The organism is Sphingomonas aerophila (assembly GCF_014199305.1).
Taxonomy (GTDB): domain Bacteria; phylum Pseudomonadota; class Alphaproteobacteria; order Sphingomonadales; family Sphingomonadaceae; genus Sphingomonas; species Sphingomonas aerophila.
In genome coordinates this window covers 353,879-378,244 of sequence record NZ_JACIJK010000001.1, presented here as the reverse complement: position 1 = coordinate 378,244, position 24,366 = coordinate 353,879, and the positions used below count along the sequence as shown (strand labels likewise).

At 66.5% G+C, this 24,366-nt stretch carries 25 protein-coding genes; 12 read left to right on the top strand and 13 right to left on the bottom strand.

What is annotated here, in order from left to right:
* Window positions 1-40 precede the first annotated feature (40 nt).
* The 5 genes from FHS94_RS01945 to FHS94_RS01925 form a co-directional block, all read right to left on the bottom strand.
* Window positions 41-919: a MipA/OmpV family protein gene (locus tag FHS94_RS01945; RefSeq protein ID WP_184054037.1), complete on the bottom strand. Its 879-nt coding sequence runs from the start codon at window positions 917-919 to the stop codon at window positions 41-43.
* 72 nt (window positions 920-991) lie between these two features.
* Window positions 992-1,381 (bottom strand): DUF2141 domain-containing protein, encoded by a 390-nt coding sequence (locus tag FHS94_RS01940; RefSeq protein ID WP_343055116.1) that lies wholly within the window; start codon window positions 1,379-1,381, stop codon window positions 992-994.
* Window positions 1,347-2,165: a sterol desaturase family protein gene (locus FHS94_RS01935; RefSeq protein WP_184054033.1), complete on the bottom strand. Its 819-nt coding sequence runs from the start codon at window positions 2,163-2,165 to the stop codon at window positions 1,347-1,349. Before FHS94_RS01935 ends, FHS94_RS01940 begins: the two co-directional genes overlap by 35 nt.
* Window positions 2,162-2,971 carry a fatty acid desaturase gene (locus FHS94_RS01930; RefSeq protein WP_246348280.1) on the bottom strand — a complete coding sequence of 270 codons (810 nt, stop codon included), beginning with the start codon at window positions 2,969-2,971 and terminating at the stop codon, window positions 2,162-2,164. The genes FHS94_RS01935 and FHS94_RS01930 overlap by 4 nt, the downstream gene beginning before the upstream one ends.
* Window positions 2,968-3,525 (bottom strand): sterol desaturase family protein, encoded by a 558-nt coding sequence (locus FHS94_RS01925; RefSeq protein WP_184054031.1) that lies wholly within the window; start codon window positions 3,523-3,525, stop codon window positions 2,968-2,970. Before FHS94_RS01925 ends, FHS94_RS01930 begins: the two co-directional genes overlap by 4 nt.
* 260 nt (window positions 3,526-3,785) lie before the next feature.
* On the opposite strand from FHS94_RS01925, the gene crtY reads away from it, so the two are divergent.
* From crtY to FHS94_RS01900, 5 genes are all read left to right on the top strand, one after another.
* A complete protein-coding gene (crtY, locus tag FHS94_RS01920) occupies window positions 3,786-4,961 on the top strand; it encodes a lycopene beta-cyclase CrtY (protein ID WP_184054029.1) in 1,176 nt (391 codons plus the stop codon).
* Complete coding sequence (locus tag FHS94_RS01915; protein ID WP_184054027.1) at window positions 4,958-6,436, top strand: phytoene desaturase; 1,479 nt, start codon at window positions 4,958-4,960, stop codon at window positions 6,434-6,436. The genes crtY and FHS94_RS01915 overlap by 4 nt, the downstream gene beginning before the upstream one ends.
* Window positions 6,437-6,836: 400 nt before the next feature.
* Window positions 6,837-7,418, top strand: coding sequence for an LOG family protein (locus FHS94_RS01910; protein WP_184054025.1), 582 nt, complete (start codon window positions 6,837-6,839; stop codon window positions 7,416-7,418).
* 100 nt (window positions 7,419-7,518) lie between these two features.
* On the top strand, window positions 7,519-8,469 hold the full coding sequence (locus tag FHS94_RS01905; protein WP_184054023.1) for a phytoene/squalene synthase family protein: 951 nt from the start codon (window positions 7,519-7,521) through the stop codon (window positions 8,467-8,469).
* Between the two features lie 101 nt (window positions 8,470-8,570).
* Complete coding sequence (locus FHS94_RS01900; protein WP_221234464.1) at window positions 8,571-9,068, top strand: hypothetical protein; 498 nt, start codon at window positions 8,571-8,573, stop codon at window positions 9,066-9,068.
* 7 nt (window positions 9,069-9,075) lie between these two features.
* On the opposite strand, the gene FHS94_RS01895 is transcribed toward FHS94_RS01900, so the two are convergent.
* On the bottom strand, window positions 9,076-9,306 hold the full coding sequence (locus FHS94_RS01895) for a hypothetical protein (RefSeq protein ID WP_184054019.1): 231 nt from the start codon (window positions 9,304-9,306) through the stop codon (window positions 9,076-9,078).
* 143 nt (window positions 9,307-9,449) lie between these two features.
* On the opposite strand from FHS94_RS01895, the gene FHS94_RS01890 reads away from it, so the two are divergent.
* From FHS94_RS01890 to FHS94_RS01880, 3 genes are all read left to right on the top strand, one after another.
* Window positions 9,450-11,270 carry an ABCB family ABC transporter ATP-binding protein/permease gene (locus FHS94_RS01890; protein WP_184054017.1) on the top strand — a complete coding sequence of 607 codons (1,821 nt, stop codon included), beginning with the start codon at window positions 9,450-9,452 and terminating at the stop codon, window positions 11,268-11,270.
* Between the two features lie 102 nt (window positions 11,271-11,372).
* A complete protein-coding gene (locus FHS94_RS01885) occupies window positions 11,373-12,542 on the top strand; it encodes a hypothetical protein (RefSeq protein ID WP_221234463.1) in 1,170 nt (389 codons plus the stop codon).
* A 69-nt stretch (window positions 12,543-12,611) separates the two neighbouring features.
* Window positions 12,612-14,681: a M13 family metallopeptidase gene (locus tag FHS94_RS01880; protein ID WP_184054011.1), complete on the top strand. Its 2,070-nt coding sequence runs from the start codon at window positions 12,612-12,614 to the stop codon at window positions 14,679-14,681.
* Window positions 14,682-14,693: 12 nt separating this feature from the next.
* Here FHS94_RS01880 and FHS94_RS01875 read toward each other — a convergent pair whose 3' ends face one another.
* Window positions 14,694-15,662 (bottom strand): hypothetical protein, encoded by a 969-nt coding sequence (locus FHS94_RS01875; protein ID WP_184054008.1) that lies wholly within the window; start codon window positions 15,660-15,662, stop codon window positions 14,694-14,696.
* 117 nt (window positions 15,663-15,779) lie between these two features.
* Here FHS94_RS01875 and recQ point away from each other — a divergent pair, with 117 nt between their 5' ends.
* Window positions 15,780-17,549, top strand: a complete 1,770-nt coding sequence (gene recQ, locus FHS94_RS01870) for a DNA helicase RecQ (RefSeq protein ID WP_184054005.1) — start codon at window positions 15,780-15,782, stop codon at window positions 17,547-17,549.
* Window positions 17,550-17,611: 62 nt separating this feature from the next.
* On the opposite strand, the gene tldD is transcribed toward recQ, so the two are convergent.
* The 3 genes from tldD to FHS94_RS01855 all read right to left on the bottom strand — a co-directional run bounded on the left by tldD (window position 17,612) and on the right by FHS94_RS01855 (window position 19,786).
* Window positions 17,612-19,039 (bottom strand): metalloprotease TldD, encoded by a 1,428-nt coding sequence (gene tldD / locus FHS94_RS01865; RefSeq protein WP_184054001.1) that lies wholly within the window; start codon window positions 19,037-19,039, stop codon window positions 17,612-17,614.
* A gap of 37 nt (window positions 19,040-19,076) precedes the next feature.
* The gene (locus tag FHS94_RS01860; RefSeq protein ID WP_221234462.1) at window positions 19,077-19,484 is read right to left on the bottom strand and encodes a DUF3224 domain-containing protein; all 408 of its coding nucleotides are present in this window, start codon (window positions 19,482-19,484) and stop codon (window positions 19,077-19,079) included.
* A gap of 68 nt (window positions 19,485-19,552) precedes the next feature.
* Window positions 19,553-19,786 (bottom strand): zinc-finger domain-containing protein, encoded by a 234-nt coding sequence (locus FHS94_RS01855; protein WP_184053995.1) that lies wholly within the window; start codon window positions 19,784-19,786, stop codon window positions 19,553-19,555.
* 80 nt (window positions 19,787-19,866) lie between these two features.
* On the opposite strand from FHS94_RS01855, the gene FHS94_RS01850 reads away from it, so the two are divergent.
* From FHS94_RS01850 to FHS94_RS01840, 3 genes are all read left to right on the top strand, one after another.
* Complete coding sequence (locus FHS94_RS01850; RefSeq protein ID WP_184053992.1) at window positions 19,867-20,811, top strand: ABC transporter ATP-binding protein; 945 nt, start codon at window positions 19,867-19,869, stop codon at window positions 20,809-20,811.
* 16 nt (window positions 20,812-20,827) lie between these two features.
* Window positions 20,828-21,550, top strand: a complete 723-nt coding sequence (locus FHS94_RS01845; RefSeq protein WP_184053989.1) for an HPP family protein — start codon at window positions 20,828-20,830, stop codon at window positions 21,548-21,550.
* Between the two features lie 68 nt (window positions 21,551-21,618).
* Window positions 21,619-21,984 carry a nuclear transport factor 2 family protein gene (locus FHS94_RS01840; RefSeq protein WP_184053985.1) on the top strand — a complete coding sequence of 122 codons (366 nt, stop codon included), beginning with the start codon at window positions 21,619-21,621 and terminating at the stop codon, window positions 21,982-21,984.
* On the opposite strand, the gene FHS94_RS01835 is transcribed toward FHS94_RS01840, so the two are convergent.
* The 3 genes from FHS94_RS01835 to FHS94_RS01825 form a co-directional block, all read right to left on the bottom strand.
* Window positions 21,981-22,391 carry a VOC family protein gene (locus tag FHS94_RS01835; protein ID WP_184053982.1) on the bottom strand — a complete coding sequence of 137 codons (411 nt, stop codon included), beginning with the start codon at window positions 22,389-22,391 and terminating at the stop codon, window positions 21,981-21,983. The two genes, FHS94_RS01840 and FHS94_RS01835, sit on opposite strands and share 4 nt — an antisense overlap.
* An 85-nt stretch (window positions 22,392-22,476) precedes the next feature.
* Window positions 22,477-23,130: a hypothetical protein gene (locus tag FHS94_RS01830; RefSeq protein ID WP_184053979.1), complete on the bottom strand. Its 654-nt coding sequence runs from the start codon at window positions 23,128-23,130 to the stop codon at window positions 22,477-22,479.
* 161 nt (window positions 23,131-23,291) lie between these two features.
* On the bottom strand, window positions 23,292-24,191 hold the full coding sequence (locus FHS94_RS01825; protein ID WP_343055115.1) for a D-alanyl-D-alanine carboxypeptidase family protein: 900 nt from the start codon (window positions 24,189-24,191) through the stop codon (window positions 23,292-23,294).
* Between the last annotated feature and the right edge of the window lie 175 nt (window positions 24,192-24,366).

The following is a 24,366-nucleotide window of genomic DNA, read 5'->3' as shown; positions in this document are numbered from 1 at the left end:
GCTTGGAAGCCGCGACCTTGCGGGGAGATGAACCGTTTGATCAGAAGGTGTAAGCGAGTCCTACCGCGCCCAGCCACTGGCTGCGACGGCCCGCAACCGACACGATCGGGCTGTCCCCGAAATCGTTGAGCAGGCGGCCATAGGTGCCGCCAGCCACCACCTTGAACCCGTGCAACAGGTCGCCGGTCAACGAATAGGTGCCTACCGCGCCCAGCGTGTAGTTCTTCCAACCCGCGCGCGCATTATAGGTCGGCAAGCCGCTCGCCAGGCTGCCGGCAGGGGTCACCGAGAAATAGGTCCGGGCATAGCCGCGCCCGGCCCGCTCCGCCGACGCGAACACCGCCACCGCTGCCTTGCGGCTAAGCGGGGTCAGGTAGTTGACGGTCGGCTGCCAGATGCCGCTGTCGTGCGTGTCCGTCACGTCGTGACGATAGCTGAGCGAGACGCTGAGCCGGTCATAAGGCGAGGTGATCACCCCCGTCTTGCCGACGCCGATGTAGCCGCCAACCTCAATGGCGGTGTCGAGCTCACCCAGCGCGCGTACGCGGCGGTCGTCGATGCTGCCAAGGCTGGTGCGGTTGAAGTTGACCACCGCGATCGGCCCCGCCTGAAAGTCGAGAGTCGGCCCGCCCCCGTCGGGGATAAGGTCAACGCTCAGACGGTTGCCCGCCAGGGTGAAGTTGAAGCCGCGGAATGTCCCGATCGCCGCCGGTGCGGCAGTGAAGCGATAGTTGTTCGAGCCCTCGTAGTCGGGCAGGTATACGCCACCGGCCCCGACCGTGATCGTTTCGCGGTTGAACTCGTCATCCGCCACAGCAGCGGCGGCCGCCCCTGTGTCGGGCGGCACGGGAGCCTGTTGCTGTGCGAAAGCGGGGGAAGCGGCGAGAAGCGCCGGAACAATGAAAGTGGTAAGGCGCATCGAGCGGCTCCGGTAGGGGAATGTTACAGCCGCGCAACGCCCCTTCCCCGCTTTGTGTCCGCCCCGAACCGGTCAGAGAATGTAGTGCATCCTGACCTGTTGCACCGCTGCATCACCGGTGAGGTGGAATTGCGCAGCCGCAAAGCGCGGCGGGCCGAAGCCGATGCGCGGATTGCGCGAAAAGCCGAAACCTTCGCGCGGGATGCCGGCAAAGGTGTCGAGCTGGTTATTGCCGTTCTCATCATGGATGATCGCCACGGCATAGGTGCCTGCGGGCAGTCCGTCGAAGCTGACCGACCGCGTCTTCGCGGGCACACGCCGTGTCACCGCGCCGGCATCATCGACACAGCCAGGAAAATTGGCGGGATCCGCGGTCAGGCAGACCTGGATCAGTCCCTTGGCAGAGCGGATGCCATCAACCGAAACATCAAGCCGCCCGACCGGCGCCGCCCCGCCCGTCACGCCGATTGTCAGCCCCGCCGCGAGCGCCAGCACCACCGGGCGCGCGAGACGCCGCGCGCGCATGCGACCGTGCGAAATTGCCGAGCCCATCGTCGGTACCGCAGAGCCGGTCCCAGAAGCGGAAATATAAACCATAGTTGCACCCGTATCGCTCGTGGTGCCGCTGATGATGGCTCGCCGTGATGAGCCAGCCCCCCAGCCGCCCGCTCCACATCCAACGGGGAAAGATTTCCCAGCCCATGTGGTTGGTTACGCCCATAACCGTCATGATCGTCAGGACCAAGCAGAGTGCGGCTACGTGAATAGGAATCACGAACACCAGTAGCGGAATTACCACAGCCCCGGTCAGCGCCTCGATCGGGTGGAACGCCATGGCGGCCCAGGCTGTCGGCGGGCGGCTGGCATGGTGGACGGCATGGGCCAGCTTGAACGGCTCTGGCCGATGCATCCAGCGATGCGTCCAGTAGAACCAGGTGTCGTGCGCAAACAGGAACAACAGCACCGACACCGGCCAATACCAGAGCGGAAAGGCGTGGACGTCGTCATAGATCCGCGTCCAGCCATGGTTGTGCCAGCCCCAGGCGACGACGCCCGCGGGCACGCCATAGATGGCGGCCGATGCCAGGCTCCACCACAGTTCACGCCACATCTGCCGGTCGAGCCCGCGATACAGGCCCGGATGCCGCCATTTGGTCGCAAGCGCGAACCCACCCGATGTCAGGAGATAGCGAATCGCGACAATGGCGGTCATCGCCACCGCGGACAGGATAATCGCCACGATCATGCCCGGCCCCCTAACGCGCGAACCTTAACGCCCCCCGCCTCGCGCCGCCGCGCGGGCAGCCCCCACCAGGGCGTGCCCGGATAAAGATGGTGTTCGTGATGATAGCCGCCGAAGTGAAAGCAGGTGAGAAGCGACACCAGCACCGACTGGCGATTGCTGCGCGCGCGATGGTCATCCGCGAACGGCTCCGATGTCGCGCGATGGGGCAGAAAGGTGCCAAAGATGAAGAGCTGCGCCACGGCGCCCAGCGCCGGCACCGCCCAGAACAGTACGATGTTGCCCAACGGCGCACGCAGCAGCAGCGTGTAGACGAGCGCCACCATCGTGATCCGCACGATCTGGCCGTGGGTGTAATAGGTGCGGAAGAACTGGCCGAACCAGGCATGGAGCCGCTGGTCGCCAGCGTGGAAATCCGGATCGCCTCGCTGACCGGCATGCGCGTGATGGGCGTGGTGACGGGGCAGCAGCGTCGCATAGGACAGGGCGGCGTAGAGCGCGAGCGCGACCGTGCCGACCGCATGGTTCACCCGCGGTCGACCGGGGGCGAGCGCGCCATGCATTGCGTCATGCGCGATGATGAACAGGCCGGTGCTGAGCCATGTCTGCACCAGCAGCACCGCGGCGATGAGCGGCGCGTCGGCCCAACTCACCGTCCAGAAGAAGATGCCGGTGATATGAATGGCGAGCCATGAGGCAATGATCGCAGTCGCCAGCGTCATGCCGACCAGTCCCTGTCGGCCCGATTCCTGTCGGCCCGATTCCTGTCGTCCCGATCCCAGTCGCCGGCGTCGGTAGGCAGTGATCATGACGTGGCGTGCTCGGCATCGACGGGGCGGCGCGAGGTGGTGCCAGCCATGACGTCGCGATCCGCGGCGACCGCGGGACCCGCCGCGCGCTTGGCGGCATGACGCCGCAATTGCTCCTTCAGCACGGCAGGGCTGCGCGCAAACAGGAAGCCATGGCTGACCGTGCCCTCACGTCCTTCAACCGCGTGGTGCAGGCGATGCGCCTGAAGCAGCCGCTTGAAATAGCCGTGGCGCGGTACCCAGCGAAAGCCGCCGCGCTGGTGCACCAGCATGTCGTGCACAAAGGCATAGATCGCGCCATAGATCGTGATGCCGAGCGCAATCCACCACAGCGGCTCGTACCACATGCCGACGGTGAACAGCGCGATGGGCACGATCGCGAACACGACGGCGTACAGGTCGTTCTTCTCCACTGCATTGTCGTGCGGTTCATGATGCGACTTGTGCCAGCCCCAGCCCCAGCCGTGCATGACGTATTTGTGCATGGCCCATGCGAAGCATTCCATGAACAGGACCATGAACACGACCAGTGCCGTGCGCTCCCACCAGGTCATTTCACCAACTCCATGGTCGCAAGCCCTTGTTACGTCACCCATAGACCCGTCTGGAGGTGAGGGCGAGCCTTCAACAAGGGCGCACGGGAACAGATCGGGCGCCCGCGCGGAATAACAAGGTAGCGCGCGTCGCGTCGGACCGCAGCGCATGCGCTGGATCATCCCGGACCCGACCGCATGATGATCTGGGCGGTGTCTCGGCGCGCGCCTGACACAAGGCGGTTCTCGCCGGGCCTTGGCTGGGCTAGGGCAATGGAAACATGGCCACGACGATCACCTGTGACCTCGCGATCCTGGGCGGCGGCCTTGCCGGCTCCCTGGCGGCGCTGGCCGTCAAAGCTCGCCACCCCGCGATGGACGTGCGGCTGGTGGAGTCGGGCACGCGAATCGGCGGCAATCACCTATGGTCCTTTTTCGGCAGCGACGTTGCCGATGCCGACCGATCGCTGGTGGCGCCCCTGGTCGCCCATGCCTGGCCCGCCTACGACATCGCCTTTCCGGTACACCGCCGTTCCATCGCCCAGGCTTATTATTCGATCGAGAGCGAGCGGCTGGACGCGGCGGTGCGACGCGCCTTCCCGCCCGAGGCGCTGTTGCTGGGGCGCCGGGTGCTCGCCGCCTCCCCCACCACGGCGGTGCTGGCGGACGGCGACCGGGTGGAAGCGCGCGGCGTGATCGACGCGCGCGGCACGGGCGACCTCCACCATCTGGAGCTTGGCTGGCAGAAGTTCGTGGGACGCGAAATCAAGCTGGAAACGCCGCACGGGATCGACCGGCCGATCGTGATGGACGCGACGGTGGAGCAGATTGACGGCTATCGCTTCATGTATGCGCTCCCCTTCAAGCCCAAGCGCATTTTCCTGGAAGACACCTATTACAGCGATACGCCCGACCTCGACGGGCCGGCATTGCGGGTGCGGATCGATGAATATGCAGCCGCGCGTGGCTGGTCGCCGCGGCGGGTGGACCGGGAGGAGGCGGGCGTTCTGCCCGTCGCGATGGGCGGCGACTTCGAGGCGTATTGGCACTCGGGTGGCAAGGACATCGCGAAGCTCGGGATGCGCGCGGGGCTGTTTCATCCGACCACCGGCTATTCGCTGCCAGATGCGATCCGCACCGCGTCGATGCTGGCGAAACGGCGGGACTTTTCGTCTGGCGCGCTTCATGAGGCCACCCACGCCCATGCCCGCCGCGCCTGGCGCGCGCGCGGTTTTTACCGAATGCTCGACACCATGTTGTTCAAGGCGGCCGAACCCGCCGAGCGCTATCGGGTGTTGGAGCGCTTCTATCGACTGAACCCGCGGCTGATCGGCCGCTTTTATGCAGGAACATCAACCGTGACCGACAAGGCACGCATCCTGACCGGCCGTCCCCCGGTCCCCATCGCCCGCGCCGTTCGTGCGCTGACGGGCCTGAAAGTCGGGGTAACAGCATGAAGCGGGCGATCGTCATCGGCGCCGGCTTTGGCGGCCTGGCACTCGCGATCCGGCTGCAATCGGCAGGGGTCGCAACCACGATCGTGGAAGCGCGCGACAAGCCGGGCGGCCGCGCTTATTATTGGGAGCGCGACGGCTTCACCTTTGATGCCGGCCCCACCGTCATCACCGATCCCGCCTGCCTGCAGGAACTGTGGCAGCTGACCGGGCGGCAGATGAGCGAGGATGTCGAGCTTCAGTCGGTGCTGCCATTCTATCGGCTGAACTGGGTCGACGGCACCAACTTCGACTACACCAACGATGATGCCCAGCTGCGGACAGAGATCGCCAAGCTGAATCCCGAGGACGTGGCGGGCTATGCCAAGTTCCTGGAATATTCGGCCGGCGTCTTCCATGAGGGATACGAAAAGCTCGGGCACGAGGCGTTTCTGGACTTCGCTTCCATGCTCAAGGCCGCGCCCGCACTCGCCAAGTACCAGGCGTGGCGGTCGGTTTACTCGATCGTGTCGAGCTTCGTGAAGAATGAAAAGCTGCGCGAGGCGCTGAGCTTCCACACGCTGCTGGTCGGCGGCAACCCGATGACCACCAGCGCTATCTATGCGTTGATCCACAAGTTGGAGCGTGACGGCGGGGTATGGTTCGCGAAGGGCGGCACCAATCGGCTGGTTGCCGGCATGGTGAAGCATTTCGAGCGGCTGGGCGGCGTGCTGCGGCTGGGTGATCCGATCACCAGCATCGACACGCTTGGCGACCGGGTGACGGGCGTGACGACGCGGTCCGGCTGGCAGTCGAGCGCGGATGCGGTCGCATCCAACGGCGACATCGTCCATACCTATCGCAACCTGCTCAGCACCTCGCGTGCAGGGCAGCGCACCGCGGCCAAGCTGGAGCGCAAGCGTTTCTCGCCGTCGCTGTTCGTCGTCCATTTCGGCGTGCAAGGCACCTGGCCCGGTATTCCCCACCACATGATCCTGTTCGGCCCCCGCTACAAAGGGCTGCTCGCGGACATCTATGACCATGGCGTGCTGTCGGAGGATTTCTCTCTTTACCTCCACCACCCGACCGTGACCGACCCGAGCCTGGCGCCAGAGGGCCATTCGACCTTCTACGCGTTGGCGCCGGTGCCACACATGGGCAAGTTTCCCGTCGACTGGGACGAGGTCGGGCCGGTCCTGGAAAAGCGCATCCTGGACGAGGTCGGCCGCCGGCTGATCCCGAACATCCATGAGCGTATCGTGACGAAATTCTCCTACGCGCCAAAGGACTTCGCACACGACCTCAACGCTTATCAGGGGTCAGCCTTCAGCCTGGAGCCTGTGCTGACGCAAAGCGCCTATTTCCGCGTCCACAATCGCGATGCGGCGATCCCGAACCTGTATTTCGTGGGCGCCGGCACGCATCCGGGCGCCGGGATCCCTGGCGTGGTCGGCAGCGCCAAGGCGACCGCAAAACTGATGCTGGCCGGGGAGCAATAAGCTTTAGAGCTTCCCGGCCAGGGCCATTTAATCGTTGGCGGGAAGGTGGAAGATCATTCCTGACATCTGCCAGGCACGACAAGCCCGATCGCGTCAGCATTGCCGACATCCCAGGGCTTGCCCGGCATCAGGAGTGTCATAGCCATGGGTATCATCCGCACACGGATGAACAATGCCGCCTGGCGCCGGCCAGACCCGGGCAGCTCGAGCAACAATAAGCGGATCAGGCGATCAGCGTGTCCCGCGCAGACGTCATGGCACAGACAGCCTGTGCCACGGTCGCATGCGCGGGCCGTGATCGGTCAGGGGTCGGGATGGTGCTCGGCAACGCGCGACAAGTCGGAACGCGGCACGCCGCGGCGGCTTGCCGGGTCGGTCCCTATCGCCTAGCGCACGCGGCATGAAGCGTTTGGCCGTGTATTGCGGGTCCGCCACCCCCGCTGATCCCATCTACCTCGACACCGCGCGGGCGGTCGGCCGCGGCCTTGCCGAACGCGGCATTGGGGTCGTCTATGGCGGCGGCAGGCTGGGGCTGATGGGCGCGATCGCCGACAGCGCCCTGACCGCGGGCGGCGAGGTCATCGGCGTGATCCCGCAGGCGCTGGTGGATGCGGAGGTCGCGCATCGCGGCCTGACCGAACTCCACGTCGTCCCCGGCATGCATGCCCGCAAACAGCTGTTCACCGACCTGTGTGATGGCTTTGTCACCATCCCCGGCGGCACCGGCACCATGGACGAACTGTGGGAAGCGCTGTCCTGGGCTCAGCTTGGTTACCACACTGATCCCGTGGGGCTGCTCAATTCGGCGGGTTATTACGACCACCTGGTCGCGTTTTGGGAAAAGATGGGCGAGGTTGGGTTTCTGCGGCCACAGCATCGCGACCTGCTGATCGTGGATCCGACTCTGGACGGATTGCTGGACAGGATGGCGGCCCATCAGCCGACACAGCCGATCATCCGGATGCAGGTCAGCGATTTGTGAGTGCCGCCGCGACGTGCGCTTCCGTCATGACGGAAGCCTGGGTCGCTGATGCCGCTTTGCATTGCCGTGGGTCCCTCGCACGGCGTGACAGGGTGAGCGGATGAGCGCCACCCTGCCCCCGCGTGACGACGTGGTCGCGGCGGCGCGGCAGTCGATCGCGGTCGGGTCAAAAAGCTTCGCCGCGGCAAGCCGATTGTTCGATCCGCAAACGCGCGAGCGCGCCTGGCTTCTTTATGCCTGGTGCCGCGCCTGTGACGACATCGCCGATGGGCAGGAGATGGGGCACGGCATGCGCGCCGTCAGCGACGCGCCGGAGCGCCTGGTGCGATTGCAGACACTTACCGAGGAAGCGCTGGCAGGCCGCGCCACGGGGGAGCCGGCCTTCGATGCGCTGGCCATCGTCGCGGCGGAAACGGCGTTGCCCCCGGCCTTTGCACGCGACCTGATCGCGGGTTTCGCCTTGGACGCGGAGGAATGGCGGCCACGGACCGAGGACGATCTGTATCGCTATTGCTACCATGTCGCAGGCGTCGTCGGGTGCATGATGGCGGTGATCATGGGCGTGTCGCCGGATGACCAGGCGACGCTGGACCGCGCCTGCGACCTGGGCCTTGCCTTCCAGCTCGCCAACATCGCGCGCGACATCGATGAGGATGCGCGGGCAGGCCGTTGTTACCTGCCCACCGAATGGCTGGCAGAGATGGACCTGCCGCCCGGCCAGTTGATGCGGCCCGAATACCGACCCCGCCTGGCGGTGCTGGCGCGGCGACTGGCCGATCGTGCCGCGGCTTTCGAGGCAAGCGCGCGGCATGGCACCCCTGCCCTGTCGCAACGGTCCGCCTGGGCGGTGTTGTCCGCCGCGCATATCTATGGCGCGATCGGGCGGGAAGTCGCGAGCCGGGGTGCGCGGGCCTGGGATACGCGCGTGACGACATCCAAGCTGCAGAAGGTCCGCTTTATTGCGCGGGCATGGCTGGAGGCGCGCCGTCGTGCGACGCTGTATCCGCCCGAGCCGCGCGATCCTGCCTTGTGGGCACGGCCACGAGCGTGAGAAACTCGGGCCTTCTCGTGTTGGCGGGATCGCTCATTGCCGCGGCGCCGGCCAGCGCGCCTATCGCAAAGCCGATCCACCGCGCGGCCTTTCGACGACTGGTGTCAGTTGATCCCCTTTTCCTGACAGCCAGCAATGGCCTCGCGTGGGTCAACATCTATGGTGGTTTCCGCATCGTTCTGCCCCGTGGCGAGCGAGTGGTTGGCGCAACCTCGCCCGGGTCGCTGCCGATCACGCTCCTGACCAATCGCAGGCGATGCCTCCTAGTATCGACCAACAATGTTGATGGCAGGCTTGCCTCGCTGACCATCAATGATAGCAGCTGTCCGCCACAGCCCGTGGCGACGGCACCGGGTGAGATACCGGGGCGGCGGTTCGTGGGGGAAGCCTGGGGTTACCGCGCCTGGGTCGACGAGCGCGCCGGCACGACACTGCTCACGAAGTCGCGCGGCGCAACTGCTCAGTCGGTCGCTACGGTGCAGATGCGGACGGTCGGGATCAGCGCGCTGGACAGTCCGGATTCGCCCAGTTCCAACGTCACCTTGGTCGGCAGTACCAAAAAAGGCGACCTGCTGATGCTACTCGCCATTCGATATTGATGACGCGTCAGCCCTTGCGCTGGGGCTTGTCGACCCTGACCACGATCGGACCATTCGCGCGGCAGGCGGCGGCGATGGACGGGTAATCTAGATCGGTATTGCGGGCGAGCCCGGCGGGCAGCGCGGCCTGGCACTGGGCGGCGGTGGCGTAACGCACGGTGTCCAGGCGCGCTTCACGGCAATCGGTGTTGCCATCGCCGCAGCCCAGGATCGCCATCACGAAGAACACCGGTTCCATTAAAAGCCTTTCACACTCGCAAGGGCCATAACGGCTTGATCGGAGGGCGGGTTCCCCGCCCGTTCCGCAAGCGCACATCGATGGTGGTCCTCCTGCACCAGGCGCATTGAACTGAACGAGTTCAGCGACGACATAAGGCGGCGATGCCCCCTGCCGATCCGACCACCCGCACGACCGTTGACCGGCCGTTGCTTCCCACCCTGCGCCGCTTTCTCCCCTATCTGTGGCCCGCAGGTGAGCCGGGGCTGAAGGCGCGCGTCACCGGCGCCATGGTGTTGGTGGTACTGTCCAAGCTCGTCCAGGTATTCGGGGCGGCCTATACACTGAAATACGCGGTCGACCGCATGGCGGCCGGCGATCGCGGGCTGGCGACGCTCGTGGTGCTGCTGGTCATTGCGTATGCCGGTTCGCGTTTCGCGACGACGTTGTTCGACAACCTGCGAAACACGGTGTTCGAACGTGTGGGGCAGGACGCCACGCGGCGCTTGAGCGCCAACGTGTTCCGCCACCTGCACGGGCTGTCGCTGCGCTTTCACCTGGAACGGCGCACCGGCGCGGTGACCAAGGTGGTGGAGCGCGGCACCAAGAGCATCGACACGATGCTTTACTTCCTGCTGTTCAATATCGCGCCGACGGTGCTCGAACTGACGCTGGTGCTCGCGATCTTCTGGCGAAGCTTTGGTTGGGAACTGGTAGCCGCCACGGTGGTCATGGTGGCGGTGTACATCTGGTTCACGCGCAAGGTGACGGACTGGCGCAATCACCTGCGCACGCAGATGAACGACCTCGATACCGGCGCGGTCGCGCATGCTGTGGATTCGCTGCTCAACTTCGAAACCGTGAAGTATTTTGGCGCGGAGGAGCGTGAAGCGCGCCGTTACGAGAGCGCCGTCACCGCCTATGCCCGCGCGGCGACCAAGTCGGAAAACAGCCTGGCATGGCTCAACGTCGGTCAGGCGCTGATCACCAACCTGATGCTGGGCGGCGGCATGGCGTTCGTCGCCTGGCGCTGGAGCCACGGCCAGGCATCGGCGGGCGATGTGGTGTTCGTGTCGACGCTGTTGGCGCAGCTGTTCCGTCCGCTCGACCTGCTCGGCATGGTGTACCGCACCATTCGCCAGGGTGTGATCGACATGGGTGCGATGTTCGACCTGATCGACACGCCAGCCGAGATAAGGGACGCGGCCGACGCCCAGCCCCTGGTGGTGGGCGAGGGCCACCTGCGCTTCGAGGGCGTGCGCTTCGGCTATGATCCCGAACGAGAGATCCTGCGCGGCATCGACCTGGACGTGCCGGCGGGGTCGACCCTGGCGATCGTGGGGCCGTCGGGCGCTGGCAAGTCGACCATCGCGCGGTTGCTTTACCGCTTCTATGACCTGACCGGCGGGCGCATCACCATAGACGGGCAGGACATCTCCGCCGTGCAGCAGGCGTCGTTGCGCGCGCAGATCGGCATCGTGCCGCAGGACACGGTGCTGTTCAACGACACGGTCGGCTACAACATCGCCTATGGCCGCGAGGGTGCGAGCGAGGCGGAGGTTGCCGAGGCCGCGCGCGGCGCTGCGATCGCCGGCTTCATCGAACGCCAGCCCAACGGCTATGACACGCGCGTCGGAGAGCGCGGGCTGAAGCTGTCAGGTGGCGAGAAGCAGCGCGTGGCCATCGCGCGGACGCTGCTGAAGAACCCGCCCGTGCTCATCCTGGACGAGGCGACCAGCGCGCTCGACAGCCGGACGGAAGCGGAGATCATGGACACGCTGGAAGCAATCGAGCGGGGCCGCACGACGCTGGTCATCGCGCACCGATTGTCGACCATCGTTCATGCTGACCGGATCGTGGTGCTGGACGCCGGACGCATCGCGGAAAGCGGCAAACATGCCGAATTGCTGGCGCGCGGCGGGCTGTATGCCGAGATGTGGTCCCGCCAGGCGGCCGAGCGGGAACAGGCGTTGGCGGCGGAGTGATCCGCCCAAGGCGTTGACAAGCCCCGCTCCCCCGCCCGATCAGCGCATCAAGACGAGAGGCGGGGTTGCAGTGTGAGATATGGTTTGGCCGTCGCCGGCGTGATGTTGGCGAGCGGGGCGCAGGCACAGGACCTGACGCTTGCGCCCATCCTGGATGCGCGGCTGCGCTGGGAACATGCCGAGCAGGACGGCATCCCCAAGGATGCAACTGCCGTGACCGCCCGCGTGCGATCGGGAGTCAATGCAACGCTGGGCGACTGGTCGGCACTGATCGAGAGCGAGGCGACGCTGGCGATCGTCCCCGACTATAACGACGGCGCGAACGGCAAGACGCGCTTTGCCGGCGTTGCGGACCCCGAGAATATTGAGATCAACCGCATCCAGGTTCAGCGGCGTTGGCAGGGTGGTAGCGCCACGGTGGGCCGCCAGTTGATCGAGCTTCAGGATCAGCGCTTCGTCGGGTCGGGCTCGTTCCGTCAGAACCAGCAGACCTTTGACGCGGCGCGTGTTCAAACCACACCTTTGCCCGGCGTCAGCGTGGATGTGACCTATGCTTGGGGCGACCACCGGCTGGTTGCGGCCCCGCGCGGCGATTTCCGGCATGGTATCGGCGGGGACAGCGTGTTCGCGCTGGCGGGGGCCGCGACCCCGATCGGAACGCTGACCGGCTTTGCCTATCTGATCGACGTCGATGATGCGCGGGTTCAGGGCTTTCGACAGTCGAACCAGAGCTATGGCGCACGGCTGGCCGGCAATCGCAAGCTGGGCGGCGGCCTCACTCTGTCCTACGCGGGAAGCTATGCCGCCCAATCCGACTGGCACCGCAACCCGAACCGTTACCGCGCGGACTATTACCTGGCCGAAGCATCGCTCGGCACTGCGGCGGTGACGGCAACGGCGGGGTATGAAGTGCTGGGCGCCGGACGAGGCCCAAGCCGGGGCGCTACGCTGGCGAGCTTTCAAACGCCCTTCTCCGCCCTGTTCAAGTTCCAGGGCTGGGCCGACAAGTTCACGATCACGCCGCCCGATGGCGTGCGCGACCTGTACGGAACGCTGGCCGCGACGGACAAGAAGCGCGGGCTGTCGGCCACCGCCACCTATCACCGCTTCACCAGCGACCGCGACGTGCGGCTGTACGGGGATGAATGGAACCTGCTCGCCGCGGCGAAGGTCGCCGATGTCACCTATTCCATCCGGCTGGCGCACTATGTCGCCAAGGGATTCGCGACCGACACTGACAGGGTCTGGTTGTCCGCCGATTGGGCGCTTTGAGCCGCGGGCGCGTCATTGTCCGTACAGCTGCGCGGCGCTACACCGGCGTTGTTCCATTCGGAGTGATCGATGCGCCGCTTGCTGCTTGCTGCCACTGCCCTTGCCCTTCCCACCATTCTCGCAGCCCAGACGACGGGCCAGCAGGCCAAGCCGCGCTATGGCAATTGGGGCGTCGACCTTGCCGACATGGATCGGTCGGTAAAGCCGGGCGACGACTTTTACGGCTTTGTCGAGGGCACCTGGCTCCGCGATCATCCCATTCCGTCGGACAAGGTCGGCGCGGGCTATAACTACGACCTGCCGGACGAGATCGAGGGACAGGTTCGCAAGATTGTCGAGGACGCCGCCGCGCACCCGACGGATGGCACGCAGCGCAAGGTCGGCGACTTCTACGCCGCCTGGATGGATGAAGGTGGGATCGAAAAGCGCGGCCTTGCGCCGTTGAAGCCGTTCCTGGCGCGCATCGACGCCATCTCCACCCGGCCACAGCTCGTCCAGTTGATGATGAAGCCGGGCTATGCCTCGCCGGTCGGCATCGGCATCAGCGCGGACCAGGACGATCCGACCCGTTACAGCGCCACGGCGAGCCAGGCACGACTGGGCCTGCCGACGCGCGATTACTACCTGCTGGACGGCGCGAAGTACGTCGCGATCCGCAGGGCCTATCGCGATTACCTGGTCCGTATCCAGACGCTCGCGGGCATTTCCGATGCGGAAGCGAAGGCCGACCGTATCGTCGCGCTCGAAACCAAGCTCAGTCAGGACCAGTGGACGCCGGAGCGGCGTCGCGATCCGGTGGCAACCCACAATCCGATGACACGCGAGCAGCTGACCAAGCTGGCGCCTGAGTTCGACTGGACGCCGACGCTCGCCTCCATGGGCCTTTCCAGCGCGGCCAAGGTCGATGTGGCGGAAACCACCGCAGTAACGGCGGCGGGCAAGCGGCTGGCCGATGTGCCGCTGTCGACCTGGAAGGAGTGGGTCACCGCGCGCTTCATCAGCGACCACGCAGCGTTCCTGCCCCACGCCTTCGACCAGGCGAACTTCGATTTCTATTCCAAGACGCTGCGCGACGTGCCCGAGCAGCGCGCCCGGTGGAAGCGCGGCATGGGCCTGATCGACAACTCACTGGGCGAGGCGGTCGGCGCCATTTATGTCCGCAGCTATTGGACGGCAGAAACCCAGGCCAAGGCTGACGAGCTCGTCAGCGACGTGCGCGCAGCCTATGGTGACAAGATCCGCGCCGCTGCCTGGATGGACGCACCGACCAAGCAGGCCGCGCTTGCCAAGCTCGCCAGCTTCGATCCGCGTATCGGGCACCCGAAGACCTGGATCGATTATTCGACACTGAACGTCAGCCGCGGCGATCCGCTGGCAAACAGCATCGCCACCGACCAGTTCCAGTGGCAGTTGCAGCTGAAGCGCTTCCCCAAGCCCGTCGACCGCGGGCTGTGGTTTATGACACCGCAGACGGTGAACGCATACTACGACCCGACGCTGAACCAGATCACAGTGCCGGCCGCGATCCTGCAGCCACCCTTCTTTGACCCCAACGCCGATCCGGCGGTTAATTATGCCGAAACGGGCGCGACCACGATCGGGCATGAACTGGGTCACGGCTTCGACGATCAGGGGCGGCAGTATGACGACAAGGGCCGGCTGCGTGACTGGTGGACCAAGGATACAGCCGCCAAGTACACCGTACAGGCCGATCGCCTCGCCGCGCAATTCGACCAGTATGAGCCGATCCCCGGCGTGAAGATCAAGGGCAAGCTGACGCTGGGCGAGAACCTGGCCGACCTGGGCGGGCTGGAGACGGCGTACGCGGCCTATCGCCGCTATGTGTCGCGCCATGGCGAACCGGCGGTGCTGGACGGCATGACGGGGGACCAGCGCTTCTTCCTCGCCTATGCCGCCGCCTGGCAGGGCAAGCGGCGCGAGGGTGCCCAGCGGGCCGCGCTGCTCAGCGATCCGCACAGCCCCGATAAGTACCGCGTCAACGGCATCGTTCGTAACTTCGGCCCCTGGTACACGGCATTCAACGTGAAGCCGGGCGATGCCATGTACCTGCCCTCCGAGGCCCGCGTCAGCGTCTGGGGCGCAGAGCCGGTCACCCCATCGCGGGTGGCCGCGCGCTGAGCCGGTGGGAGATCAGGCGCAGGTCAGCCTGATCTCCTTCCTCGCCTTGTCGAACACAAGCGAGGAGCAGCGGTCGAGCTGATCCGCGCCGAGCGTCAGCGTACCCGGGCGCGGCTTCTTCTTGCGTTTTCCGGTCACGACGACGTCGGCGGGGTCGACCACCTCGTCGGGATCGCCAGCCTCCTTGATGCCCGCGACCGATCCACCGCTGTTTAGGTCGGGCACGGTCCGCACGCCCAGGCGGGTCAGCGGCAGGGGGCCGATGCCGAGCGGGCGCGACAGGGTCATCGGGCGCACCGGCCGTTCGATGCCGAAAGCGATCTCCTCCAACACGGGCGGACCGTCGAACCGGCCGCCCAGCGCCGCAGCAATCCGCTGTCCGGCAAGCGCGTTGGCGACCGTGCGGCGATGATGCGGGTCGAAGCGAACCTGCAACGGCTCGATTCCCACCATCACCTCCGCGCGGAGACTGTACCAGCTGCCGAACAGCGAGCCTGTGGGCGCCATCGGCAGACTGACGGTCCGCTCCCCCGGCCGTGGCGCGTGGAGCGCAAAGCGAACAACCGGCGCGTCGAGGCCCGCAGGGCCAATCACCGCGTCCAGCCCGCGAGCATAGGGCCGCGCCGCCCAGCCGATCCGGCGCTTGTCGGCCTTTGCCGTCCCCCAGGCGAACTTCGCCACCGCGGTGCTGGCCATCACCCGCTCGTTCCCGACGGTGTACATCGCGGCGATATGAAACATGCCGCCCATCTTCAGCGCGGCTGCGTTGGCATAGTCCCGGGTCAGCAGTACCAGCCCCGGTGCGGCGGGCTCGATCCGCAACTGCCTGGTCTGGCCGTTGACGGTGACGGGCATTGTTTCGCCCAGCCGCACTACCCGTTCCGTGGGTTCGTCCGCCGCGCCGCCAAGCAGGCTTGCGGATAGCAGCAGGACAAGGGCGCTTCCGGTTCGGTTGCCGATGGAGTGGAAGCCGTCGACCATGAATGCGCCTTTCGCTGCAGATGCAGCAGCGTTGCCGTCGATCATGTCGGAACGGTGGCGAAACGACGGCCATCTCTGCCTCGACCCGGACGCCCGCGCATCCTACATCGCGCGGCAATGCATCCCGATCCCCTGCCCACGCTACAGCGCGTGTTCGGCTTTCCCCAGTTCCGCGGCGTTCAGTCAGAGGTTGTGTCGCGCGTGCTCGAGCGCGAACGGACGTTGGCGGTGATGCCGACTGGCGCGGGCAAGTCGCTGTGCTACCAGCTGCCCGCCGTCATGAACGAGGGCACGTGCATTGTCGTATCGCCGCTGATCGCTCTGATGCATGACCAGTTGCGCGGTGCGGAAGCCGTCGGGATCCGCGCCGCGACGCTGACCAGCGCGGACGAGAACCGGGGCGAAACACTGCGCCGGTTCAGGGCGGGCGCGCTCGACCTCCTTTACGTCGCGCCCGAGCGTGCGTCGGGGCAGGCGTTCCGCGACCTGTTGACGGAAGCGCCCTTGTGCCTGTTCGCGATCGACGAAGCGCATTGCGTCAGCGAATGGGGCCATGACTTCAGGCCCGATTACCGCCTGCTGTCGCCATTGATGGACGCCTTTCCCGACGTCCCCCGCCTGGCCCTGACCGCCACCGCCGACGCGCATACCCGCGCGGATATCGCCAAGCAGCTCGGCATTCCTGCCGACGGCATGATCGTGTCGGGCTTCGACCGGCCCAACATCCGCTACAGCATCTCTGCCAAGGCGAACGTCAACCGGCAGATCGCGGACCTGATCGCGGCAACGCCCGGCCCGGGCATCGTTTACGCCCAGACCCGCGCCGCGACGGAAAAGCTGGCAGAGGCCCTGGGCCGCAGCGGCCGGCCCACGCGGGCCTATCATGCGGGGTTGGAGCCGCACATTCGCGCCAAGAACCAGGCCGACTTCGTGGCGTCCGAAGACATGGTGATCTGCGCCACCGTCGCGTTTGGCATGGGGATCGACAAGCCCGATGTCCGCTTCGTCGCCCATGCAGGGCTGCCCAAGTCGATCGAGGCTTATTACCAGGAAACGGGTCGCGCGGGCCGCGACGGCGATCCGTCGGTCGCGCACCTGTTCTGGGGAGCCGACGATTTCGCCCGCGCACGCCAGCGCATCGGCGAAGTCGAGCCCGAGCGCCAGGCAGGCGAGCGTACCCGCCTGCAATCGCTCGCCGCGCTGGTGGAGACGGCGGGGTGCCGCCGCCGCATCCTGTTGCGCCACTTCGGCGAGGATCCGGCGGAGGATTGCGGCAATTGCGATAACTGCCTGGGGTCACCCGATGCGGTCGACGCGACGGAAACCGCGCGCAAGTTCCTGTCCGCGGTGTTCCGCACCGGGCAGATGTTCGGCGCTGGCTATATCGAGGAAGTGCTGACCGGTCAGTCGACCGAACGGTCGTTGATGAACGGGCATGAGAAGCTGTCCGTGTGGAATATCGTCGAAGGTGACGAGACGGCATTGTTGAAGCCCGTCGCCCGCGCGCTGCTGCTCCGCGACGCGATCCGCTCCAACCCACATGGCGGACTGGAGTTCGGCCCCGCCGCGCGCGGGATCCTGAAGGGCGAAACGGCGGTATCGCTGATCGTGCCGCCCAAGCGCGAACGCCGCCGCCGTGGGGTAGCGCCCGCCGCGGGCAACCCGGCCGACACGCCCTTGTTCGAGGCGCTGCGCGAGCGGCGGCGGACACTGGCGAAGGACGCGGGTGTGCCGCCCTATGTCATCTTCCATGACTCCGTGCTGCGAGACATGGCGGCGCAGCGGCCGATGTCACGGGCGGCACTGGCGGTGCTGAGCGGCATCGGCGCCCGCAAGCTCGATGCCTATGGCGACGCGTTCCTGGAGGTGATCCGGGAGGCGCGGTAAGCGGACCTCCCCAGGGGCGGCGAGTTTACGCCGCCCTCCGTTAGCGAAAGTGGTGCCCGCGTTCAGGCCGCGGTGCCGCCCACCGTCATGCCCTCGACCAGCAGTGTCGGCTGACCGACGCCGGCCGGGACGCTCTGCCCGCCCTTGCCGCACATGCCGATACCCTCGTCCAACGCGAAGTCGTGGCCGACGCCGGTCACCTTGGTCAGCACCGTCGGCCCGTCGCCGATGATCGTCGCGCCCTTGATCGGGGCGCCGATCTTGCCGTCCTCGATCCGATAGGCTTCGGTGCAGGAAAAGACGAACTTGCCCGACACGATGTCGACCTGCCCGCCGCCGAAGCTCCTGGCGAAAATGCCCTTCTTGACGCGGCTGAGCAGCTCGGCGGGGTCGTCCCGGCCGGCCTTCATGAAGGTGTTGGTCATGCGCGGCATCGGCGCGTGCGCGAAGCTTTCGCGGCGGCCATTGCCGGTCGCTGGCACGCCCATCAGCCGGGCGTTGAGCCGGTCCTGCATATAGCCCTTGAGGATACCGTCCTCGATCAGGATCGTTTCGCGGGTCGGCGTGCCCTCGTCATCGATCGACAGCGAACCGCGCCGGTCGGGCAGGGAGCCGTCGTCGACAATGGTGATGCCGGGCGCCGCCACCCGCTCACCGATGCGGCCCGAAAACGCGCTGGTGCCCTTGCGGTTGAAGTCGCCTTCCAGCCCGTGGCCAATCGCCTCGTGCAGCAGCACGCCCGGCCAGCCCGAACCCAGCAGGACCGTCATCTCGCCCGCGGGCGCCGCAACCGATTCAAGGTTCACCAGCGCCTGCGCCAGCGCTTCGTCGATACCGCGGTTCCAGGTCGCCTCCTCGAACAGGCGGTCGTAGAGGTAGCGGCCCCCGATGCCGAAGCTGCCCGTTTCACGCCGGCCGTTCGCCTCGGCGACAATGGCGATGTTTAGCCGAACCAGCGGGCGCACGTCCGTTGCGACGAAGCCATCGGCGCGAACAATCTCCACCACGCTCCAGGTGCCCGACAGGCCGACCGACACCTGCTTGACGCGCGGGTCACGCGCGCGGGCGGCGGCGTCGATGGTCTGGCACAGGTTCACCTTGTCGGCGAACGGCACCAGGTCGAGCGGGTCGGTATCGGTATAAAGGTGGCGGTTGTTGCCCGGCGGCGGCGCGGCGGGCGTGCCCTTGGCCGGGTCGATCAGCGTCATGGTCTCACCCGCGCGCCGGATCGCGGCCTCTGACAGCTCATTGGCATGGGCGAAGGCGGTCATCTCCCCCGACACCGCGCGCAGGCCGAAGCCGGCGTTGGTGTCGTAGCTCGCCGTCTTGAGCCGCCCGTCGTCAAACCCGAAAGCCTCCGCCCGACGGTACTGGAGGTACAGCTCCCCGTCATCCGCCGCGCCCAGCGCAGTGGCGGCCAGCCGCTGCGCCGCGTCGGGCGACAGCTGGTCACGGTACAGGAATGAGCGGGGATCAGGGGAAAGCGTCATGGGGTTAAGGTAGGGTGGCCCCCCGGCCGCGTCCACCTCAGCCAGTGGGCAATGAATAGGAGAGGTCGTAGCGGTGCTGCCCGTCCTTGACCTCGATCGCCAGCGTACCCGTGATGCCGGCCAGCGCGCCGGTGCCGCTGTCGGGGGCGATGATGACGCTGAGTTCGCTGCCCGCCCGGCTCATGGTGCCGCGGTGAAGCAGTACGAAGCTGCCCGCTCGACCCTCCAGCGTGCCGCTGAACTGATCGATCGCGACATACGCCGCCGCCTTGCCCGGTGCAGGGGTGCCCACCGTCAACATGGTGCCGTGCGCGGTGCCGGTGAGCGGGCCGGAGAAGGTCTTGAAAAGGCCCATGCGAGCGGTCGGAACCGCGTCACCCTCCCCCGCCGCCTGCGCTTCGGGAGTGATCGTCACCTCAAAGCTGCCGGTGGCGTGACGGGTCATGGCAGGCTCCTTCGCGGCCGCGGGAACGACGAACATCAGGGCGGAGGCGAGGACCCGCCCCCAGCGCATCAGCGCTCGCCGCCCTCGGCGATGTCGGGCAGGGTCGACTGGTCCACCCCATCCGCGGGGCCGCCGATCAAGATGAAACGGCGGTCGCAATAGCCGCAATCGACATAGCCATGCTCGTCGATCTCGAGATAGACGCGCGGATGGCCGAGCGCGGCGCCGCCGGGGATGTCCTGTGCGCCATCACAGGCGACGCGGCGCTGGCTGGTGCGAACGGTTTCGAGCGGCGGGGTCATGGGAAGCGCGGATAGCAGGCGGGCGCGCCTGCGATCAACACGGGATTGTTAGCCCGCGCAGCAAAGCCTATCGCGCGCCCATGACATCAGACTCGTCCAGCGCCGCGATCAGCATCCAGGGCCTGTGCAAGACCTATCAGGTCAAGGGGCAGGCGGAAGACAAGCGCGCGCTCGACGATGTCAGCTTCGACGTGCCGGCGGGATCGATCTTTGGGCTTCTCGGCCCCAATGGCGCGGGCAAGTCGACGCTGATCAACATCCTTGCGGGACTGGTCAACAAGACCGGCGGGCAGGCGAGCATCTGGGGCTTCGACATCGACGCCCACCCGCGCAATGCCAAGGCGTCGATCGGGATCGTGAACCAGGAGATCACGTTCGATCCCTTTTTCACGCCCATCGAGACGCTGGAGATCCAGGCGGGGCTGTATGGCGTGCCCAAACGCGAGCGCCGGTCGATGGAGCTGCTGCGCGCGGTGCACCTCGACGACAAGGCGAATGCCTATGCCCGCACCCTGTCGGGCGGCATGAAGCGCCGGCTGATGGTGGCAAAGGCGATGGTGCACGCGCCGCCCGTGCTGGTGCTGGACGAGCCCACCGCGGGCGTCGACATCGAGCTTCGCCAGCAGCTTTGGGCTTATGTGCGCGAGCTTAACCAGGCGGGGGTCACCGTGGTGTTGACCACCCACTATCTCGAGGAAGCCGAGGAGCTGTGCGACCGGATCGCGATCATCAACCATGGTCGCCTGATCGCCAACCAGCCGACCCGCGAACTGGTCGGCATGGCGCAGGAGAAGGTGGTGTCGGTCACCATCGATCGCGACCTGACCCAGGCGCCGGCCGCTGCCTGTTTCGAGAAGATCGCGCTCAAGGGCACTCGCGTGCTCGAGATCACCTATCGCAAGAACAAGGTGAATGCGGGCGAAGTACTAGCGGCGATTGCCGACAACGGGCTTGGCATCGTGGACGTGTCCACCAAGGAACCCGATCTGGAGGACGTGTTCCTCCATCTGACGCGCGCCGGCTGACAGGCGCCGGACTTCGATGATTGGCGTCTTCCTGCCGGGTGCGACCCAGCGCGATCAGATGCTCGCAGGCCTTGGCGCGCTGGCCGGGATCGCCGTCACGTACCTCGTCACGCGCCTGGCATTGGGGCCAGGGCCGTTGCCCCTGCTGGTCGCGCCGATGGGGGCATCTGCCGTGCTGATTTTTGCGGTGCCGGCCAGCCCGCTTGCCCAGCCATGGTCGGTGATCGGCGGCAACACCGTATCCGCGCTGGTCGGCGTGATCGCGGCGCGGCTGATCGGCGACGTCACGATCGCGGCGGCGGTGGCGGTGGGTGGCGCGATCGCGATCATGTCGTTGTTGCGATGCCTGCACCCGCCCGGCGGCGCGGCGGCGTTGACGGCGGTGATCGGCGGGCCGGTCGTGGCGGCGGCGGGGCTTGCCTTTCCCTTCACGCCCGTTGCGCTCAACGCGGTGCTGCTGACCCTCGCGGGCCTCGCTTTCCATCGCTTCTCCGGGCACAGCTATCCGCATCGCCCGGTCCCCGTCGCCCCGCCGGATCGTCACCCGGAGGACCTGGACGCCGCGCTGGCCGACATGCACGAAGCCTTCGACATCGATCGCGAAGATCTGGAGCAGTTGCTGGCCCGGGTAGAGCACCATGCGGCCGAACGGCGTCGGTTGAAGCGAAAGGGCCCGGCGGCGGTGAATGGTCCTCGCCCGATCTCCAGCGCAAATGGCAGCAGGATTTCCCGCCCCTAGCCGCGCTTCCGCGCATCGCGCATGATCCGTCCGCCCGGTGCGTTCCGGGGCTTTGGAGCGGGGCCGCCATGCCGGATGCAAGCATAACCGACCTTCTCGATGCGGCCATTAATCGTGTCTGGAACGAGCACGACGATACCAGGCGGCTGAGTGCGATCCGCGAAATCTATCATCCGGATGCCCGCATCCATGAACCCGAGCGGACCGTGACGGGCGACGAAGCGATCTCGGCCGTCGTGGCAGGCGTGCTTGCCGACATGCCGCCCGGTTTCCGGTTCGAGGTCACCGGAGCGACTCTCGGCCATCATGGCGTCGCGGTGACACGGTGGCGTGGCGGTCCTCCCGGCCAGACAATCGTCAGCGGTGCGGACGCGGCACGGATCGTGGACGGCCAGATCCACGAACACTGGTTCTTCTTCGACCCGGCATCTTAGCCTGGCCCTTCAGAGGCGCCCCATCGGGCATGCTGGAGCACGACGCGATAGCCGTCCGGGTCCTCGAACGTCAGCCCAGCGCGATCCCAATAAGGGTTGAACGCCGGAACCGGCCGGAACCCCGCCCCCTGCATCCGGTCGACGGCCCTGCCCCACTCGGCATCGTCGGGAAGATAGAAGACCAGCAGATTGTCGGCCGTCGGTGCCCGTCCCACCCGGTGAGCGTGCGCCCGCGTGAACTCGAAATGGTAAGGCGCCCCTTCACGGCCGAGCATGACGCCGTCAAAGCCATCATGATCCGCGAACCGGTACAGGAGGTCGAAGCCAAGCCCGTCCCGGTAAAAGGGGAGGAGGGCATCAAGGTCGTCGGTCGGGCGGGCAACCCGCAGCGTCGGAAACGATGTCATGCCGACAGCTACGCCGCACCCGCCCGAGGCGGCAACCGCCCGATCATGCCTGACTGCCAGCACGCTGGCGTCAGGCGTTGATGGCTCAGGCAGACGTTCCGGACTGAACGATGCGGAAGAACGCCGTTGCCAGAATGGCGCGGAGCCCGGGCTTGTTGAAGCGCGCTTGCCGACCATCGGCAACGCATCGCTCGACGACCGGGGTCAGCCCACGAATCGCGGTCGCCTCGGCAGCGCTCGCCGGGGGAGTCGCGAACAGGGCCGCCACGTCGCGAGGCGACGTCCGCGCGACGCAGGAGGCGACGAGGTCGCTGTCATTCATTGCCTTCACGGGCGGCCTGGACGGATCATAGGTCAGCGCGCTGGCCATGTTCGTGGTGTGGGACAGCAGTTCCTCCGCCATTGCCCCGGCGAAGAGCTCGGGGGCGAACTGCGCCCGCTTGCCGCGCGGCACGCACCCGTTGTCGGACCACGCCAGCTTGCGCACCGCAGAGCCGAATTGGGGCTCGGTGAAGTTCATGCGCAGCAGGGCCGCTGCCTTTGTCGGAGCATGACGGGCAACGCAGCGCCCGAATGCCTGCATCTGCACGAGCGAGGCAGGATCAGAGGGCATCCGCCCCGCAAACGGCCGCTGGGCTTCACCGGGCCGGGTCGGAGAAGCGGAAACGTAAGGAGGATCGCTCTGCTGCGGGATCTGGCTTTGCGCGAGCATGAGCGTGACAAGAACGGCACCGATCATTGCACCACCTCCTGGCTGACCATCCAAGCCGCCCGGGTTGGCACCCTTTGCGGCATCGTCCTTTTCTACAGGCGCAAATGTCGCTGCATCCGGCTTCGACCTGCGCTCTGGCTGGAGGGTGGCCGCAATGGGTGCGGCGCGCAAGCTGGATCCCGTCCGGACTAGCGCCTCGCCAGCCGCTTTCCGCTCGAAGCGCCTGCGACCCGAGCCGCCTTGCCCGGCCTTGCCCGCGGCTGTTCTGCGCCAAGCTGAAGCAGGTTGGATACCCGCACATCGCGATCCACAACAGACTTCTCGCCCAGCACCACCGCGACCAGGCGCCGGCCCTTGCGTCGGGACGATGCGGCAAGATTGTAACCGGCATCCGCCGTGTAGCCCGTCTTGATCCCATCAACGCCCGGAACCCTGCCGAGCAGGTGGTTGTGGTTTGCGATCCGCCGCTTCTGCCATTGAACGGAGCGGGTGGCGAACACGGCGTAGTCGCGCGGATGATCGCGCAGCAGGGCCATCGACAGGGTTGCCATGTCCCTGGCCGTGGTCACGTTACCCGGGTTGGTCAGGCCCGTGGCATTGGCAAAGCGCGTGTGCCGCAGCCCAAGCTGATGCGCCTTGGCGGTCATCAACCGTGCAAAACGGTCCTCCGTCCCACCCAGCTTCTCCCCCAGGGCGACGGCGACGTCGTTGGCGGACGACACGGCAATCGCGCGCACGGCCTGGCGCACCTCGATCGTCGACCCGCTCCGAACCCCCAGGCGCGATGCCGGCTGTCGAGCGGCGCGCGCGGAAATCCTGATCATGTCGCCAGTTCGCAGGCGCCCGGCCTTTAACGCGTCGAACGCCAGATAGAGCGTCATCATCTTGGTCAGCGATGCCGGCCGGCGCAGCGCATCGGGTGAACGGGCGAAAAGCACTTTCCCGTTCGACGCGTCGACCAGGATCTCGGTAACCCGGCTTCCGCCTTGTGGCTGCACGCGGGCCGGCGCCCCGGTCGCACAAACAAGGACGGAACAGAAGACGATCAGTGCCCGCCTGCCAATCGACATCATATCTGAGTTGCTCACCCACTCGGCCCTGAAGGCGGGTGTTTCTAAGTACCCGCCCTGCAACGCAAGATGAACGGGCCCCTTCTAACCGGCCCGGCAGGCCGATCCGTGGGCACTTCGCCCGAAACCGCGCAAGATCTTCGTTCGCCTAAAGTCGTTGGTTGGAGCAGAGTATCGGCTACCTTGACCGAGC

What these genes read in the sequence shown, in the direction of transcription:
- recQ (WP_184054005.1), top strand. Translation starts at nt 15,780, where the DNA reads ATGCATCCCGATCCCCTGCCCACGCTACAGCGCGTGTTCGGCTTTCCC.
- FHS94_RS01930 (WP_246348280.1), bottom strand. Translation starts at nt 2,971, where the DNA reads ATGATCACTGCCTACCGACGCCGGCGACTGGGATCGGGACGACAGGAA.
- FHS94_RS01875 (WP_184054008.1), bottom strand. Translation starts at nt 15,662, where the DNA reads ATGGTCGACGGCTTCCACTCCATCGGCAACCGAACCGGAAGCGCCCTT.
- FHS94_RS01925 (WP_184054031.1), bottom strand. Translation starts at nt 3,525, where the DNA reads ATGACCTGGTGGGAGCGCACGGCACTGGTCGTGTTCATGGTCCTGTTC.
- FHS94_RS01915 (WP_184054027.1), top strand. Translation starts at nt 4,958, where the DNA reads ATGAAGCGGGCGATCGTCATCGGCGCCGGCTTTGGCGGCCTGGCACTC.
- FHS94_RS01895 (WP_184054019.1), bottom strand. Translation starts at nt 9,306, where the DNA reads ATGGAACCGGTGTTCTTCGTGATGGCGATCCTGGGCTGCGGCGATGGC.
- FHS94_RS01935 (WP_184054033.1), bottom strand. Translation starts at nt 2,165, where the DNA reads ATGATCGTGGCGATTATCCTGTCCGCGGTGGCGATGACCGCCATTGTC.
- FHS94_RS01845 (WP_184053989.1), top strand. Translation starts at nt 20,828, where the DNA reads ATGATTGGCGTCTTCCTGCCGGGTGCGACCCAGCGCGATCAGATGCTC.
- FHS94_RS01880 (WP_184054011.1), top strand. Translation starts at nt 12,612, where the DNA reads ATGCGCCGCTTGCTGCTTGCTGCCACTGCCCTTGCCCTTCCCACCATT.
- FHS94_RS01830 (WP_184053979.1), bottom strand. Translation starts at nt 23,130, where the DNA reads ATGATCGGTGCCGTTCTTGTCACGCTCATGCTCGCGCAAAGCCAGATC.
- FHS94_RS01890 (WP_184054017.1), top strand. Translation starts at nt 9,450, where the DNA reads ATGCCCCCTGCCGATCCGACCACCCGCACGACCGTTGACCGGCCGTTG.
- FHS94_RS01860 (WP_221234462.1), bottom strand. Translation starts at nt 19,484, where the DNA reads ATGACCCGTCACGCCACCGGCAGCTTTGAGGTGACGATCACTCCCGAA.
- FHS94_RS01885 (WP_221234463.1), top strand. Translation starts at nt 11,373, where the DNA reads ATGTTGGCGAGCGGGGCGCAGGCACAGGACCTGACGCTTGCGCCCATC.
- FHS94_RS01905 (WP_184054023.1), top strand. Translation starts at nt 7,519, where the DNA reads ATGAGCGCCACCCTGCCCCCGCGTGACGACGTGGTCGCGGCGGCGCGG.
- FHS94_RS01945 (WP_184054037.1), bottom strand. Translation starts at nt 919, where the DNA reads ATGCGCCTTACCACTTTCATTGTTCCGGCGCTTCTCGCCGCTTCCCCC.
- FHS94_RS01850 (WP_184053992.1), top strand. Translation starts at nt 19,867, where the DNA reads ATGACATCAGACTCGTCCAGCGCCGCGATCAGCATCCAGGGCCTGTGC.
- crtY (WP_184054029.1), top strand. Translation starts at nt 3,786, where the DNA reads ATGGCCACGACGATCACCTGTGACCTCGCGATCCTGGGCGGCGGCCTT.
- FHS94_RS01855 (WP_184053995.1), bottom strand. Translation starts at nt 19,786, where the DNA reads ATGACCCCGCCGCTCGAAACCGTTCGCACCAGCCAGCGCCGCGTCGCC.
- FHS94_RS01835 (WP_184053982.1), bottom strand. Translation starts at nt 22,391, where the DNA reads ATGACATCGTTTCCGACGCTGCGGGTTGCCCGCCCGACCGACGACCTT.
- FHS94_RS01910 (WP_184054025.1), top strand. Translation starts at nt 6,837, where the DNA reads ATGAAGCGTTTGGCCGTGTATTGCGGGTCCGCCACCCCCGCTGATCCC.
- tldD (WP_184054001.1), bottom strand. Translation starts at nt 19,039, where the DNA reads ATGACGCTTTCCCCTGATCCCCGCTCATTCCTGTACCGTGACCAGCTG.
- FHS94_RS01840 (WP_184053985.1), top strand. Translation starts at nt 21,619, where the DNA reads ATGCCGGATGCAAGCATAACCGACCTTCTCGATGCGGCCATTAATCGT.